The 12,875-nt window shown below is 72.4% G+C and carries 12 protein-coding genes; 2 read left to right on the top strand and 10 right to left on the bottom strand.

What is annotated here, in order from left to right; all coding sequences use genetic code 11:
• Window positions 1–266 precede the first annotated feature (266 nt).
• The 6 genes from proC to BIV23_RS44450 all read right to left on the bottom strand — a co-directional run bounded on the left by proC (window position 267) and on the right by BIV23_RS44450 (window position 4,776).
• Window positions 267–1,079, bottom strand: a complete 813-nt coding sequence (gene proC, locus BIV23_RS44475) for a pyrroline-5-carboxylate reductase (protein WP_071386698.1) — start codon at window positions 1,077–1,079, stop codon at window positions 267–269.
• Window positions 1,080–1,143: 64 nt separating this feature from the next.
• On the bottom strand, window positions 1,144–1,935 hold the full coding sequence (locus BIV23_RS44470) for an ABC transporter permease (protein ID WP_071386699.1): 792 nt from the start codon (window positions 1,933–1,935) through the stop codon (window positions 1,144–1,146).
• Between the two features lie 32 nt (window positions 1,936–1,967).
• A complete protein-coding gene (locus BIV23_RS44465) occupies window positions 1,968–2,735 on the bottom strand; it encodes an ABC transporter ATP-binding protein (RefSeq protein WP_071386697.1) in 768 nt (255 codons plus the stop codon).
• 48 nt (window positions 2,736–2,783) lie between these two features.
• A complete protein-coding gene (locus tag BIV23_RS44460; protein ID WP_071386696.1) occupies window positions 2,784–3,587 on the bottom strand; it encodes a class I SAM-dependent methyltransferase in 804 nt (267 codons plus the stop codon).
• Between the two features lie 190 nt (window positions 3,588–3,777).
• Window positions 3,778–4,305: a hypothetical protein gene (locus tag BIV23_RS44455; protein WP_071386695.1), complete on the bottom strand. Its 528-nt coding sequence runs from the start codon at window positions 4,303–4,305 to the stop codon at window positions 3,778–3,780.
• A gap of 153 nt (window positions 4,306–4,458) precedes the next feature.
• Window positions 4,459–4,776, bottom strand: coding sequence for an SH3 domain-containing protein (locus tag BIV23_RS44450; protein WP_071386694.1), 318 nt, complete (start codon window positions 4,774–4,776; stop codon window positions 4,459–4,461).
• Window positions 4,777–4,954: 178 nt separating this feature from the next.
• On the opposite strand from BIV23_RS44450, the gene BIV23_RS44445 reads away from it, so the two are divergent.
• A complete protein-coding gene (locus BIV23_RS44445) occupies window positions 4,955–7,069 on the top strand; it encodes a protein kinase domain-containing protein (protein ID WP_071386693.1) in 2,115 nt (704 codons plus the stop codon).
• Window positions 7,070–7,172: 103 nt separating this feature from the next.
• Here the strand turns inward: BIV23_RS44445 and ilvD are convergent, their stop codons facing one another.
• The 4 genes from ilvD to BIV23_RS44425 form a co-directional block, all read right to left on the bottom strand.
• The gene (gene ilvD / locus BIV23_RS44440; RefSeq protein WP_071386692.1) at window positions 7,173–9,026 is read right to left on the bottom strand and encodes a dihydroxy-acid dehydratase; all 1,854 of its coding nucleotides are present in this window, start codon (window positions 9,024–9,026) and stop codon (window positions 7,173–7,175) included.
• A gap of 146 nt (window positions 9,027–9,172) precedes the next feature.
• Complete coding sequence (locus tag BIV23_RS44435) at window positions 9,173–9,862, bottom strand: TetR/AcrR family transcriptional regulator (protein ID WP_071386691.1); 690 nt, start codon at window positions 9,860–9,862, stop codon at window positions 9,173–9,175.
• Complete coding sequence (locus BIV23_RS44430) at window positions 9,859–10,671, bottom strand: sugar phosphate isomerase/epimerase family protein (RefSeq protein ID WP_071377895.1); 813 nt, start codon at window positions 10,669–10,671, stop codon at window positions 9,859–9,861. The genes BIV23_RS44435 and BIV23_RS44430 overlap by 4 nt, the downstream gene beginning before the upstream one ends.
• Before the next feature lie 154 nt (window positions 10,672–10,825).
• The gene (locus BIV23_RS44425; RefSeq protein WP_071386690.1) at window positions 10,826–11,758 is read right to left on the bottom strand and encodes a Ppx/GppA family phosphatase; all 933 of its coding nucleotides are present in this window, start codon (window positions 11,756–11,758) and stop codon (window positions 10,826–10,828) included.
• Window positions 11,759–11,829: 71 nt separating this feature from the next.
• Between BIV23_RS44425 and BIV23_RS44420 the strand changes: the two genes are divergently transcribed.
• The gene (locus BIV23_RS44420) at window positions 11,830–12,705 is read left to right on the top strand and encodes a DUF3109 family protein (RefSeq protein ID WP_107471451.1); all 876 of its coding nucleotides are present in this window, start codon (window positions 11,830–11,832) and stop codon (window positions 12,703–12,705) included.
• Window positions 12,706–12,875 lie beyond the last annotated feature (170 nt).

Genomic DNA, 12,875 nt, shown 5'->3' with positions numbered 1-12,875 from the left:
TTGTCTTCCCGGCCCGCTGGGCCGTTCCGACGAGTGAGACTTTAGCGGATTCCCTGCCCCCGAGCTAATCGGGGGCCTTGTCCTTTCGAACGCGGATTCCTCATTTCGCAAATGCGCACGCCAAAACAGTCGGCGCCGAAGCGACGATGAGTGGCTGGGACTTGCGGAATGGCTGTCCGGGGACCGACCTAGATCGGCGCTCACGTCGGACAACTCGGAGAACACTACGGATCGAGGTGGGGCGTGTCAACTCGCTGCCGTGAGGTTCAGTCCTTCTTGCCGGAGGCGAGTTCGCGGCTGCGGTCGCGGGCGGCTTCGAGGGCGGCGATGAGGGCGGCGCGGACGCCGTGGTTCTCCAGCTCGCGAATGGCGTTGATGGTCGTACCCGCCGGGGAGGTGACGTTCTCGCGGAGCTTGACCGGGTGTTCGCCGCTGTCGCGGAGCATCACGGCGGCGCCGATCGCGGACTGGACGATGAGGTCGTGGGCCTTGTCGCGGGGCAGGCCGAGCAGGATGCCGGCGTCGGTCATGGCCTCGACCAGATAGAAGAAGTACGCCGGACCCGAGCCGGACAGGGCCGTGCAGGCGTCCTGCTGGGACTCGGGGACCTGGAGCGTCTTGCCGACGGCGCCGAAGATCTCCTCGGCCGTGGCGAGATGGGCGGAGGTGGCGTGGCTGCCCGGGGAGATGACCGACATGGCCTCGTCGACGAGGGCGGGGGTGTTGGTCATGACGCGCACGACCGGCGTGCCCGCGGCCAGGCGCTCCTCGAAGAAGGAGGTCGGGATGCCGGCGGCGCCGCTGATGATCAGGCGGTCGGCGGGGACGTGCGGGGCCAGTTCGTCCAGGAGGGTGCCCATGTCCTGGGGTTTGACCGTGAGGATCAGGGTGTCGGCGGTCTTGGCGGCCTCGGTGTTGGTGACCGCGTTGACTCCGTAGCGGGCGCGGAGTTCCTCGGCGCGCTCCGGGCGGCGGGCCGTGACCAGGAGGTCGGTGGGGGCCCAGCCGGCCCGGATCATTCCGCTGAGCAGGGCTTCACCGATCTTGCCGGTGCCGAGGACTGCGACTTTCTGGCTCATGGGGGCCAGTCTGGCACCGGGGGGTGGGGGGTGGGGCGGCCGTCCGGTGGGCGGAACAGCGGGTTCACGCCGTCCGTCGGCGCAGTGTCGCCGCCCCCAGGGCCAGGACCAGGAGTGCGCAGCCCGCGACGATCAGGACGTCCCGCACGAAGGTGGTCGTCATGTCGGTGTGGTGGAGGACCTGGTTCATGGCGTCGACGGCGTAGGACATGGGGAGGGCGTCGGAGACGGCCGTCAGGGCGGGGTGCATGTCGGAGCGGGGTGTGAACAGGCCGCAGAGGAGGAGCTGGGGGAAGATCACCGCCGGCATGAACTGGACCGCCTGGAACTCCGAGGCCGCGAACGCCGAGACGAAGAGGCCGAGGGCCGTGCCGAGCAGGGCGTCGAGGAGGGCCACCAGGAGGAGGAGCCAGGGCGAGCCCGTCACGTCCAGGCCGAGGAACCATTCCGCGAGGCCGGTGGCCAGGGCCGACTGGACGACCGCGAGGGCGCCGAAGGCGAGGGCGTAGCCGGCGATGAGGTCGGCCTTGCCCAGGGGCATGGCGAGGAGGCGTTCGAGGGTGCCGGAGGTGCGTTCGCGCAGGGTGGCGATGGACGTGACCAGGAACATCGTGATCAGCGGGAAGATGCCGAGCAGGGAGGCGCCGATGTCGTCGAAGGTGCGGGGGCTCGCGTCGAAGACGTAGCGCAGCAGGACCAGCATCAGACAGGGGACGAAAATCATCAGCGCGATCGTGCGCGGGTCGTGGCGGAGCTGGCGCAGGACCCGGGCCGCGGTGGCGGTGGTGCGGGAGGCGTTGAGCGCGCCGGTGGGGGCCGCGGAGGTGACGGGGGCGGTCGGGGCGGTCGTACTCATCGGGCTCGTCGGGTCCATCGGGCTCGTCTGGCTCATCGGGTCGGCTCCTGGGTGCGTGACGCTGCGGCGGCTTCGTCCACGAGGCGGAGGAAGGCCGCTTCGACGGTGTCCGTGCCGGTGCGGGTGCGCAGGGCGCCGGGGGTGTCGGCGGCGAGGATCTCGCCCTCCCGCATGAGCAGCAGGCGGTGGCAGCGCTCGGCCTCGTCCATGACGTGGGAGGAGACGAGGAGGGTGGTGCCGCGGGTGGCGGCGAGTTGGTGGAAGAGGTGCCACAGGTCCCGGCGGAGGACCGGGTCGAGGCCGACGGTCGGTTCGTCGAGGACGAGGAGTTCGGGGGCGCCGAGCAGGGCGACGGCGAGGGAGACCCGGCCGCGCTGGCCGCCGGAGAGGGTGCCGGCGAGCGCGTCGGCGTGGCTGCCGAGGTCGACGTCGGTGATGGCTTGGGTGACGTGTTCGTGGCGCCGTTCGGCGGCGGCCCGGCCGGGGTCGAGGATCGCGGCGAAGTACTCCAGGTTCTGCCGGACGGTCAGGTCGTCGTAGACGGAGGGGGCCTGGGTGACGTAGCCGACGCGGCTGCGCAGGGCGGGGTGGCCTGCCGCGTGGCCGAGGACGTCCAGGGTGCCGGTGACCCCGGCCTGGGTGCCGACGATGGCGCGCATGAGGGTGGATTTGCCGCAGCCGGAGGGGCCGAGGAGGCCCGTGATCCGGCCGGGCGGGACGGTGAAGCCGAGGTGGTGCAGGACGGTGCGCCGGCCGCGGACGACAGTGAGGTCGTCGGCCCGGACCGCGTTATTCATCATGCGATGAATAATTGGGCCGGGCGGGCCGTGGAGTCAAGGGGCGTGGAGTCAGGGGGTGGGGATGGGAGCGAGGGCGATGAGGAGAAGGACGTCGTACGTCTCCTCGACGATCCCGTCCGGGAAGACCTCCAGCAGATGGGCGCGCTCCTCCTCCAGGAAGGCGGCCCTGCGGTCCTCGGGCATCACCAGGAAGTCCGAGTGGCTGCCGACGTTGGCGACGTGCGTGTCGATCGGGACGCGGCGGCTCCAGCGGACCTCTTCGCGGACGAAGTCGAGGCGCCCGCTGGGGTCGGCCAGGTCGGTGTTTCCCTGGGCGCGGCGTTTCTTGGCGGCGAAGTCCACGCCGAGCAGGCGGCCCTTGCGGTCGGCGGCCTCGCCGATCCAGTCGACGTCCAGGGCCTCGGTGTTCCACCACAGCGCCAGCGCGCCGCCCGGCCGCAGTACGCGCAGGACCTCCGGCACCGACCGGGCGGTGTCCGTCCAGTGCCAGGCCTGGGCGTAGGTGACGAAGTCGGCGTGGGCGCCGGCGACGGGGAGGGCGTTGCCGTTGCCGCGCACGATCGGGATGTGCGGCAGCCTGCGGCGGAACTCGGCGGCCATGCCCTCGCCCGGCTCGACCGCGAGGACGTCGGCGCCGCGGTCGTGCAGGAGGGCGGTGGAGATGCCGGTGCCGGCACCGACGTCCACGACCGTGGCGCCGGTGAGCGACCGGCCGGCCAGTTCCTCGACGGCGTCGAAGAGGGCGGGCGGATAGGAGGGGCGGTGCGCGGCGTACTGGGCGGCCGCGGCGTTGAAGGAGTGAGCGCGGAGGGCGTGCGAGGGCGGGGTCCGGGGCGAGGGCGTCGTGGTCATACGGCCATGGTGGTCGACGCGAGGGGCGGGTGCAGGGGGTATTCGAGCCAGGGGGTCGGGTGCGACATCCGGTCCGGAGAGGACGCAGGGGCCCGGGGACACGTGCGGGTGCCGGGAGGCGGGCGTCGACATCCGGTCCGGGAGGACTGCCCGTGGCAAGCGCCCCGGCGCGGCCCCGCGCCCGGGGGATCTACTTGCGGCGCTTCTTCCTCGACGGATTGCCGGTGCGGCGGGCCGTGCGGCGGGCGTGGGCCTCGCGGGCCGTGTCGTACTCCTCGCGGTGGAGCTTCTCGCCGGGGGCCTCGGTGAGGGAGCGGAAGAAGTAGGCGAGGAGGGAGCCGACGAAGCCGATGGCGAGCAGGCCGCGCAGGGAGGCCTGGCGTTGCGGGTCGTGCCGCTTGCCGAAGCCCTCCCAGGTGTTGCGGAAGGCGAGCGCGCTGCAGATCGCGAACATGGCGATGATCAGCACGGTCACGAAGGCGCCGGTGTCGGCGATCCGGATGCCGTCGTAGGCGAAGCGGAGCACCAGGCAGGAGGCGACGGCCGCGGCGAGGGAGCCGGCGGCGACCCCGGCGCGGCGGGCCGCGTAACCGTCGTCGTGGTTCACCCAGGAGGTGCCGAAGAAGCGCAGGGGCTCGGGGCGGGGGCCGCCGCCGTCGGCTGCCGTACCGCCCGAGGAGCCCGCCGGGGTGTCCGGGGTGCCGGTTTCGTCGCTCACAGGAACGATTATGGCGAACGGGTGCGGCGCCGGGTGGGGGCGGGCTCCGGTGAGGGCGGCCGCAGCGGGGCGCTGCGCGGCCGTCGCTGCCTTGTCGAGGTCGGTCGGGTCGTTCCGGGTGTTCGTCGTCCGTACCGCCCGGAGGTCTCCCGTTCAGCCGCAGCGTGAGGCGATGTAGCCGTCGCTGCCGGTCTGGACGTAGGCGTCGGAGACGTACTGGCCGTTGTCGATGTTGTCCCAGATGTTCGTCGTGCCGTACGGGCCCGAGACATTCGTGCCCGGCGCCTGGCAGAAGATCGGGACGCTGACGCCCTCGGGCAGGACGCGCACGATTCCGTAGTCGGTACCCGGGCCGCTGCGGACGTTCAGGCGCAGGCCCGGTGCGACCGGATACGTGCGGACGGCCGCCTCCGCCGCCACCGCGTCGCCCCCGGCACCGGCCCCGATCTCCTCGGCACGGTCAACAGCCATGTGAAACCTCCCCGTTGAGCCCATGGTCGCCATGGGCGTCGGTCATCCCCGTGTGCGAGCCGCGGCGCAGGTGTGCGCGACTCGCGCGCGCAGGCTAGCAAGCCGCCTCTGTCTCGCACGAGTCATCGACTAGGCTCCGTGCGTCGCGCGCGCGGTCGAACAGCACGGGGGTGGTCCCATGGCGCCACGGAGAGACACGGGGGCCGGCGCGGAAGCGGAACGTCCCGAGTACGCCGGTCACTACCGCCTGGAGTCCTCCCTCGGGTCCGGTGGCATGGGTGTGGTCCATCTGGCGCGCAGCACCTCCGGGTTGAAGCTCGCGGTGAAGGTCGTACACGCCGAGTTCGCCAGGGATCCGGAGTTCAGGGGACGCTTCCGGCAGGAGGTGGCCGCGGCGCGGCGGGTGAGCGGTGCCTTCACCGCGCCTGTCGTCGATGCCGATCCGGAGGCGGAACGGCCGTGGATGGCCACCCTGTTCATCCCCGGTCCCACGCTCTCCGAGCATGTCAAGCAGAACGGACCGATGCCGGCGGCGCAGTTGCGGCGGCTGATGGCCGGGCTCGCCGAGGCGCTGCGCGACATCCACCGGGTCGGTGTCGTGCACCGGGATCTGAAGCCGAGCAACGTGCTGCTGGCCGAGGACGGGCCCAAGGTCATCGATTTCGGCATCTCCCGGCCGAAGGACAGTGAACTGCGCACCGAGACCGGCAAGTTGATCGGTACGCCGCCCTTCATGGCACCCGAGCAGTTCCGGCGGCCGCGGGAGGTGGGCCCGGCGGCGGACATCTTCGCGCTGGGGTCGGTGCTGGTGCACGCGGCCACCGGGCGCGGGCCGTTCGACTCCGACAGCCCGTACGTCGTCGCCTACCAGGTGGTGCACGACGAGCCCGATCTGACCGGGGTGCCGGAGGGGATCGCCGCGCTGGTGCTGCGCTGTCTGGCCAAGGAGCCCGAGGACCGGCCGACGCCCGACGAGCTGATGCGGGAACTGCGGTCGGTGGCGGCCTCGTACGACACACAGGCGTTCATACCGGCGCAGCGTACGGGCGACGAGGCGCCGGACCCGCGGTCGCCTGCCGGGGAACGGTCCGCTGCCGGGGAGCGGCCCGCGCCGGCGGTCGGGAGACGGGTCGGCCGGAGGGTGGCCGTGGTCGCCGGGGCGCTCGCGCTCGTCGTGGCCGCCGGGCTGGCCTCGGTCCGGCTGATCGGGGGCGGCGGTTCCGCGCCGGCCGGTACGAGCCCGCACACCAAGGCGGCCGCGTTCAGCTCGTGGCACACCGGGCCTGTGCCCGGGGCCACGGGGATGCCGCAGTGTGCGTACGGGGCGGGGCAGGTGTTCTGCGCGCGCGCCGGTGCCGCCTTCGCCCTCTCCGCGGCCGACGGAAAGCTCCTCTGGCACCGTTCCACCGCCGCCGGGCCCGTGTGCGGGCCGCCGGTCGCGGCGGACTCGCTCGTGCAGTTCTGCACCGGCCGCGGCTCCCTGCTGACCGCACGCGACCCGCGCTCGGGTGACGAGGTGTGGAAGCGGCCGCTGCCGGACGGGGCGGTGGTCCGACACGCCGGCGGTACGGCGCTGATCACGGGGGCCGACGGCACGGTCACCGGTGTGGACGGCAGGTCGGGCCGGACGAAGTGGCACCGGCGCCTGCCCGGCTACAGCACGCCCTCCCTCGCCTCGTTCGCCGGGGATCCGCTGGCCTACGCGGTCACCTCGTCCCAGGACGGGGCACACACGCATGTGGCCGCCGTGGATCCGGACACGGGCGCGGTGCGCTGGGAGGCGTCGCTCGGCGGGGTGCTGAACCCCGTGGGCAGCCAGGGCGGGTCCCTGTTCTTCCTGTCCGCCGACCAGTCCCTGGCCGCGAACGCCGTGGTCCGCTACACCCCGGCCTCGAAGGCGTCGCGCCGCGTGGCGCTGCCGGTCCCGCGCCTGTCACCACAGGCCACCGCGCACGGCGACACGGTGTATCTGCTGTCCGCGGGCGGCTCGCTGGAGGCCGTCGACCTGACCGCCGGCAAGCCGCTGTGGAATCTGGAGACGTCCGTCAGCCGCGGTTCGGTCCCCGTCGCCGACGGAGCGCATGTCTACTTCACCGCGGCCGACGGGCGCCTGCTGGCCGTCGACGCGCGCGGGGGACGCCTCGTCGGGCAGACTCCGGCGCGGCTCGGCACCGACGCGGGCGTGGTCACCGCGGACCTGCCGGCGCCTCTGGTCGTCGACGGTCACGTCTACGCCGGTGCCCCCGACGGAACCGTGTTCGGGGTGGCCGCGCGCGATCCGGCCGGGTGGTGAGCCGCGGCGGCGACGCGAAGGGGCCGCCCCCACCGGGGGCGGCCCCTTCTTCGTACGCGGGTCCGGCTTTCGCGGTACGCAGGCTCGGCCTTCTTGCGCCGGCTCAGCCCAGCTTGGTCACGTCGCGCACCGCGCCCCGGTCCGCGCTGGTCGCCATGGCGGCGTAGGCGCGCAGGGCCGCGGAGACCTTGCGGTCGCGGTTCCTGGGGGCGTAGGCGCCGTTCAGCGCCTGCTCGCGGCGGGCCAGTTCGGCCTCGTCGACCAGCAGCTCGATGGTGCGGTTCGGGATGTCGATGCGGATGCGGTCGCCGTCCTGGACCAGGGCGATGGTGCCCCCGGAGGCCGCCTCCGGGGAGGCGTGGCCGATCGACAGGCCCGAAGTGCCGCCGGAGAAGCGGCCGTCGGTGATCAGGGCGCAGGTCTTGCCGAGGCCGCGGCCCTTCAGGTACGAGGTCGGGTAGAGCATCTCCTGCATGCCGGGGCCGCCCTTGGGGCCCTCGTAGCGGATGACGACGACGTCGCCGTCCTTGACCTCCTGGGTGAGGATGCGCTGGACGGCCTCCTCCTGGGACTCGCAGACGACCGCCGGGCCCTCGAAGGTCCAGATAGACTCGTCCACACCGGCCGTCTTCACCACGCAGCCGTCGACCGCGAGGTTGCCCTTGAGGACCGCGAGGCCGCCGTCCTTGGAGTACGCGTGCGCGGCGGAGCGGATGCAGCCGCCCTCGGCGTCGTCGTCCAGGGCCTCCCAGCGCTCGGACTGGGAGAAGGCCTCGGCGGAGCGGACGCAGCCCGGGGCCGCGTGCCACAGGTCGACCGCCTCCGGGGAGGGCGAGCCGCCGCGGACGTCCCAGGTCTTCAGCCAGTCGCCCAGGGACGGGCTGTGGACCGCGTGCACGTCCTCGTTGAGCAGGCCCGCGCGGTGCAGTTCGCCGAGCAGGGCGGGGATGCCGCCGGCGCGGTGCACGTCCTCCATGTAGTACGTGCGGTTCTTCGCGACGTTGGGAGCCACCTTGGCCAGGCACGGCACCCGGCGCGAGACGGCGTCGATCTGCTCCAGGCCGAAGGGGACGCCCGCCTCCTGGGCGGCGGCCAGCAGGTGCAGGATCGTGTTGGTGGAGCCGCCCATCGCGATGTCCAGGGCCATGGCGTTCTCGAAGGCCTGGAAGGTGGCGATGTTGAGGGGGAGGACGGAGTCGTCGTCCTGCTCGTAGTAGCGGCGGGTGAGGTCCATGACCGTGCGCGCCGCGTCCTCGTAGAGCCGGCGGCGGGCGGTGTGGGTGGCGAGGACCGAGCCGTTGCCCGGGAGGGAGAGGCCGATGGCCTCGGTCAGGCAGTTCATCGAGTTGGCGGTGAACATGCCGGAACAGCTGCCGCAGGTCGGGCAGGCGTTCTCCTCGATCCGGAGGATGTCCTCGTCGGAGATCCTGTCGTTGACGGCGTCGGAGATCGCGTCGACCAGGTCGAGCGTGCGCACCGTGCCGTCGACCAGGGTGGCCCGGCCGGACTCCATCGGGCCGCCGGAGACGAAGACGGTCGGGATGTTGAGGCGCAGGGCGGCCATCAGCATGCCCGGGGTGATCTTGTCGCAGTTGGAGATGCAGACCAGGGCGTCGGCGCAGTGGGCCTCCACCATGTACTCCACCGAGTCCGCGATCAGGTCCCGGGAGGGCAGGGAGTACAGCATGCCGCCGTGGCCCATCGCGATGCCGTCGTCCACGGCGATGGTGTTGAACTCGCGCGGGATGCCGCCCGCCTGCGTGATCGCCTCGCTGACGATCCGGCCGACCGGCTGGAGGTGGGTGTGGCCCGGCACGAACTCGGTGAAGGAGTTCGCGACCGCGATGATCGGCTTCCGGCCGATGTCCGCACCGGGTACACCGGAGGCGCGCATCAGGGCGCGGGCGCCCGCCATGTTGCGGCCGTGGGTGACTGTGCGGGACCTCAGCTCGGGCATCGTCGCTCGCTCCTTCGGTGACCTTCTGGTTCTGCGTCCAGAGAGTGTCCAGAGAGTTCTGGCTGTCTACGAGCCTACGCCGACGCTCCAAGGGCTGGACACCGTTGTCCGCGATACGGGACGCGCGTTTCACCCGCCGGTGGATCTCACCGGTCCGTGAGGTGGTGCTGCACGACGGGGGCGACGCGGGCGACGATCTGCTCCAGGTCCGCCGACGCCAGCGGCTCCAGCTTGATCACGTAGCGCATCATCGCCACGCCCACCAGCTGCGCGGCGGCCAGCTCGGCGCGCAGTTCCCGGTCCGGCAGGTCCACCTGGACGGCGATCCGGCGCATCAGCTGGGCGGCGATCAGGCGGCGGAACACGGCGGCCGCGGTGTCGTTGTTGACGGCCGAGCGGAGGATGGCCAGCAGCGGGGTACGGGACGTGGGGTTCTCCCACACGCCGAAGACGAACCGGGTCAGCCGCTCCCCCATCCCGTCCAGGGAGCCGGCGGCCACCGCCTCGGGGGCGTTCAGCGCGGGCGCGAAGGCGACGGCGACGGCCGCCTCGAAGACCTGCTCCTTGGTGCCGAAGTAGTGGTGGACCAGCGCGGAGTCGACGCCGGCCGCCTTGGCGATGCCGCGGACCGAGGTCTTCTCGTAGCCGCGCTCGGAGAACTCCTCGCGGGCCGCGCCGAGAATGCGGTCGCGGGTGCCGGCGGATTCCGTGCGCGGGGGCCGGCCCCGTCGGCGGGCGGGCGCTTCGTCCGCCGCCGAGGATCCGGTGGGAGGCTCGGCGGAGGGTCCGGTGGGGGGCTCGGCCGGGGACCCGGCTGGGGGCCGCTTCTCGCTCATCGCCGGGGCACCCGTACCGCCGCGGCCAGGTGTTTGCGGGTGAAGGCCAGGGCCTCGGCGAGATCGGCCTCGCGCTCGGCGCCGGACATCGCGCGCCGGGTGTTGACCTCGATCACGACATGGCCGTCGAAACCGGACAGGACCAGGTGTTCCAGCAGCTCGGCGCAGGGCTGGGTGCCGCGGCCGGGCACCAGGTGCTCGTCCTTGGCGGAGCCCTTGCCGTCGGCCAGGTGGACATGGCCGAGCCGGTCGCCCATGCGGCCGATCATCTCCAGCGCGTCGGTGCGGGCCGTCGCCGTGTGGCTGAGGTCGACCGTGAAGTGCCGGTAGTCGTGCTGGGTGACGTCCCAGTCGGGGGCGTACGCGAGCATCTCGCGGTCGCGGTAGCGCCACGGGTACATGTTCTCGACCGCGAACCGTACGTCCGTCTCGTCCGCCATCCGCCAGATCCCGTCGACGAAGTCGCGCGCGTACTGCCGCTGCCAGCGGAAGGGCGGGTGGACGACGACGGTGGAGGCACCCAGCTTCTCGGCGGCCGACCGGGCCCGCTGGAGCTTGACCCAGGGGTCCGTCGACCAGACCCGCTGGGTGATCAGCAGACAGGGGGCGTGGACGGCAAGGACCGGGATGCCGTGGTAGTCCGACAGGCGGCGCAGCGCCTCGATGTCCTGGCTGACCGGGTCGGTCCACACCATGACCTCGACACCGTCGTACCCGAGGCGCGCGGCGATCTCGAAGGCCGTCGCCGTGGACTCCGGGTAGACGGAGGCAGTCGACAGTGCGACGGGGACGTCCCTTGGTTCGGCCACGTCCGTCACCTTACGGGGTGCGACCTTGAGGGTGCCGGGTGCCTGTTCGCCGGTGTGAGGTTTGCCATTCGGGCGGGTGCGGGTTCGTCGTGGTAAGTCGCGTCCACGCGGCGGAGCCGCATGTCGAGACAGCCCCGCGCTCCTTCGGGGCGCGCTATGCCGACCCCATGTGATCCAGGCGCCGCAGGATCACGCCCTCCCGCAGGGCCCACGGACAGACCTCCAGGCTCTCCACCCCGAAGAGATCCATCGCGCCCTCGGCCACCAGGGCGCCCGCCAGCAGCTGGCCGGCGCGGCCCTCCGAGACTCCCGGCAGTTCGCCGCGCTGTTCCGCGGTCATGGAGGCCAGCCGGGGGACCCAGGCCTCCAGGGACTCGCGCTTGAGCTCGCGCTGGACGTAGAGGCCCTCGGCGCTGCGGGCGGCACCGGCGATACGGGCGAGCTGCTTGAAGGTCTTGGAGGTGGCGACCACGTGGTCGGGGACGCCGAGGCGGCTGAATTCGCCGACCGAGCGGGCGATCTCCGTGCGCACATGGCGGCGCAGGGCGCGGATGTCCTCGGCGGCGGGCGGGTCGCCGGGCAGCCAGCCCGCGGTGAGCCGGCCGGCGCCGAGCGGCAGGGAGACGGCGGCGTCCGGCTCCTCGTCTATGCCGTAGGCGATCTCCAGGGAGCCCCCGCCGATGTCCAGCACCAGCAGCTTCCCGGCCGACCAGCCGAACCAGCGGCGTACGGCGAGGAAGGTGAGGCGGGCCTCCTCGGCGCCGCTGAGGACCTGGAGCCGTACGCCGGTCTCGGCCTCCACGCGCGTGAGGACGTCATCGGCGTTGACCGCCTCGCGGACGGCGGAGGTCGCGAACGGCAGCAGGTCCTCGACGCCCTTGTCCTCGGCGGCCTGGAGGGCGTCCTGTACGACGGCGACGAGCCGGTGGATGCCGTCGTCGCCGATGGCACCGCTGTCGTCGAGGAGTTGGGCGAGCCGAAGGTCGGCCTTGTGCGAATGCGCGGGCAGCGGGCGGGCGCCGGGGTGGGCGTCCACCACCAGCAGATGCACCGTGTTCGAACCCACGTCCAGGACACCGAGTCTCATATACGGAACGCTACTGCCAGATCCGCGGTCCACGGTCCCCGCAGCGGGCCCGGGCCACTTACCCTGGTCATGTGCCAAAGACGAAAAAGGCGAAGGACCCCAAATCCTCCAAGGGATCGAAGGACGGGGAGTCTGCGCAGGCGAAGGCGTCGTCCATGTCGAAGAAGTCCAAGAAGTCCGGTCAGGCCGCGAAGGCGAGCGACGAGAAGGGGCTCGACTTCGCGCGCGCGTGGGTGGAGTTTCCTGACCCGGCGGACGACGAGCAGGTCTTCCGCTGTGATCTGACATGGCTGACCTCTCGCTGGAACTGCATCTTCGGCAGCGGCTGCCAGGGCATCCAGGCGGGCCGCGCGGACGACGGGTGCTGCTCGCTGGGCGCGCACTTCTCCGACGAGGACGACGAGAAGCGGGTCGCCGGGCATGTGGCGCGGCTCACTCCGGACATCTGGCAGCACCACGCCGAGGGCACGCGGAACGGCTGGGTGTCGAAGGACGAGGAGGGGTCCCGGCAGACCCGGCCGTACCAGGGCTCGTGCATCTTCCAGAACCGGCCCGGGTTCGCGGGCGGCGCGGGCTGCTCGCTGCACATCCTGGCGCTGAAGGAGGGCCGGGAGCCGCTGGAGACCAAGCCGGACGTGTGCTGGCAGCTGCCGATCCGGCGGACGTACGACTGGATCGACCGGCCCGACGACACGCGCGTGCTCCAGGTGTCCATCGGCGAGTACGACCGCCGGGGCTGGGGTCCGGGCGGCCACGACCTGCACTGGTGGTGCACCTCGGCGACGTCGGCGCACGGCGCGGGCGACCCGGTGTACGTGTCCTACCGGCCCGAGCTGACCGAGCTGATGGGCAAGGCGGGGTACGACCGTCTCGTCGAGCTGTGCGAAGCGCGGCTGGCGTCGCAGTTGCCGCTGGTCGCACCCCACCCGGCCGACCCGGCCCCGTAAACCCCACCGCCGCTCCCCTCAGCTGCCCGACGGCCTCGGTGTGCCGCTGCCGGACGGGGTCGGGGGCGGTGACGGCGAGGCCGGGGGCGTCGGTGTGGGGCTCGGGCTGGGCGGAGGGGTGGACGGCGGAGTGCTCGGTGGAGTGGAGGGCGGGGTCGTGGGGGGTGTGC

It is taken from the genome of Streptomyces monashensis (assembly GCF_001866665.1).
In the GTDB taxonomy this organism is placed as follows: domain Bacteria; phylum Actinomycetota; class Actinomycetes; order Streptomycetales; family Streptomycetaceae; genus Streptomyces; species Streptomyces monashensis.
The sequence above is the reverse complement of the archived record's forward strand: the minus strand, read 5'-3'. Positions and strand labels throughout refer to the sequence as shown.

Excerpts from the sequence above, each read along its gene's own strand:
- BIV23_RS44435 (WP_071386691.1), bottom strand. The coding sequence starts at position 9,862 with ATGAGCGAGAAGCGGCCCCCAGCCGGGTCCCCGGCCGAGCCCCCCACC.
- BIV23_RS44470 (WP_071386699.1), bottom strand. The coding sequence starts at position 1,935 with ATGAGTACGACCGCCCCGACCGCCCCCGTCACCTCCGCGGCCCCCACC.
- BIV23_RS44450 (WP_071386694.1), bottom strand. The coding sequence starts at position 4,776 with ATGGCTGTTGACCGTGCCGAGGAGATCGGGGCCGGTGCCGGGGGCGAC.
- BIV23_RS44465 (WP_071386697.1), bottom strand. The coding sequence starts at position 2,735 with ATGATGAATAACGCGGTCCGGGCCGACGACCTCACTGTCGTCCGCGGC.
- BIV23_RS44425 (WP_071386690.1), bottom strand. The coding sequence starts at position 11,758 with ATGAGACTCGGTGTCCTGGACGTGGGTTCGAACACGGTGCATCTGCTG.
- ilvD (WP_071386692.1), bottom strand. The coding sequence starts at position 9,026 with ATGCCCGAGCTGAGGTCCCGCACAGTCACCCACGGCCGCAACATGGCG.
- BIV23_RS44460 (WP_071386696.1), bottom strand. The coding sequence starts at position 3,587 with ATGACCACGACGCCCTCGCCCCGGACCCCGCCCTCGCACGCCCTCCGC.
- BIV23_RS44445 (WP_071386693.1), top strand. The coding sequence starts at position 4,955 with ATGGCGCCACGGAGAGACACGGGGGCCGGCGCGGAAGCGGAACGTCCC.
- proC (WP_071386698.1), bottom strand. The coding sequence starts at position 1,079 with ATGAGCCAGAAAGTCGCAGTCCTCGGCACCGGCAAGATCGGTGAAGCC.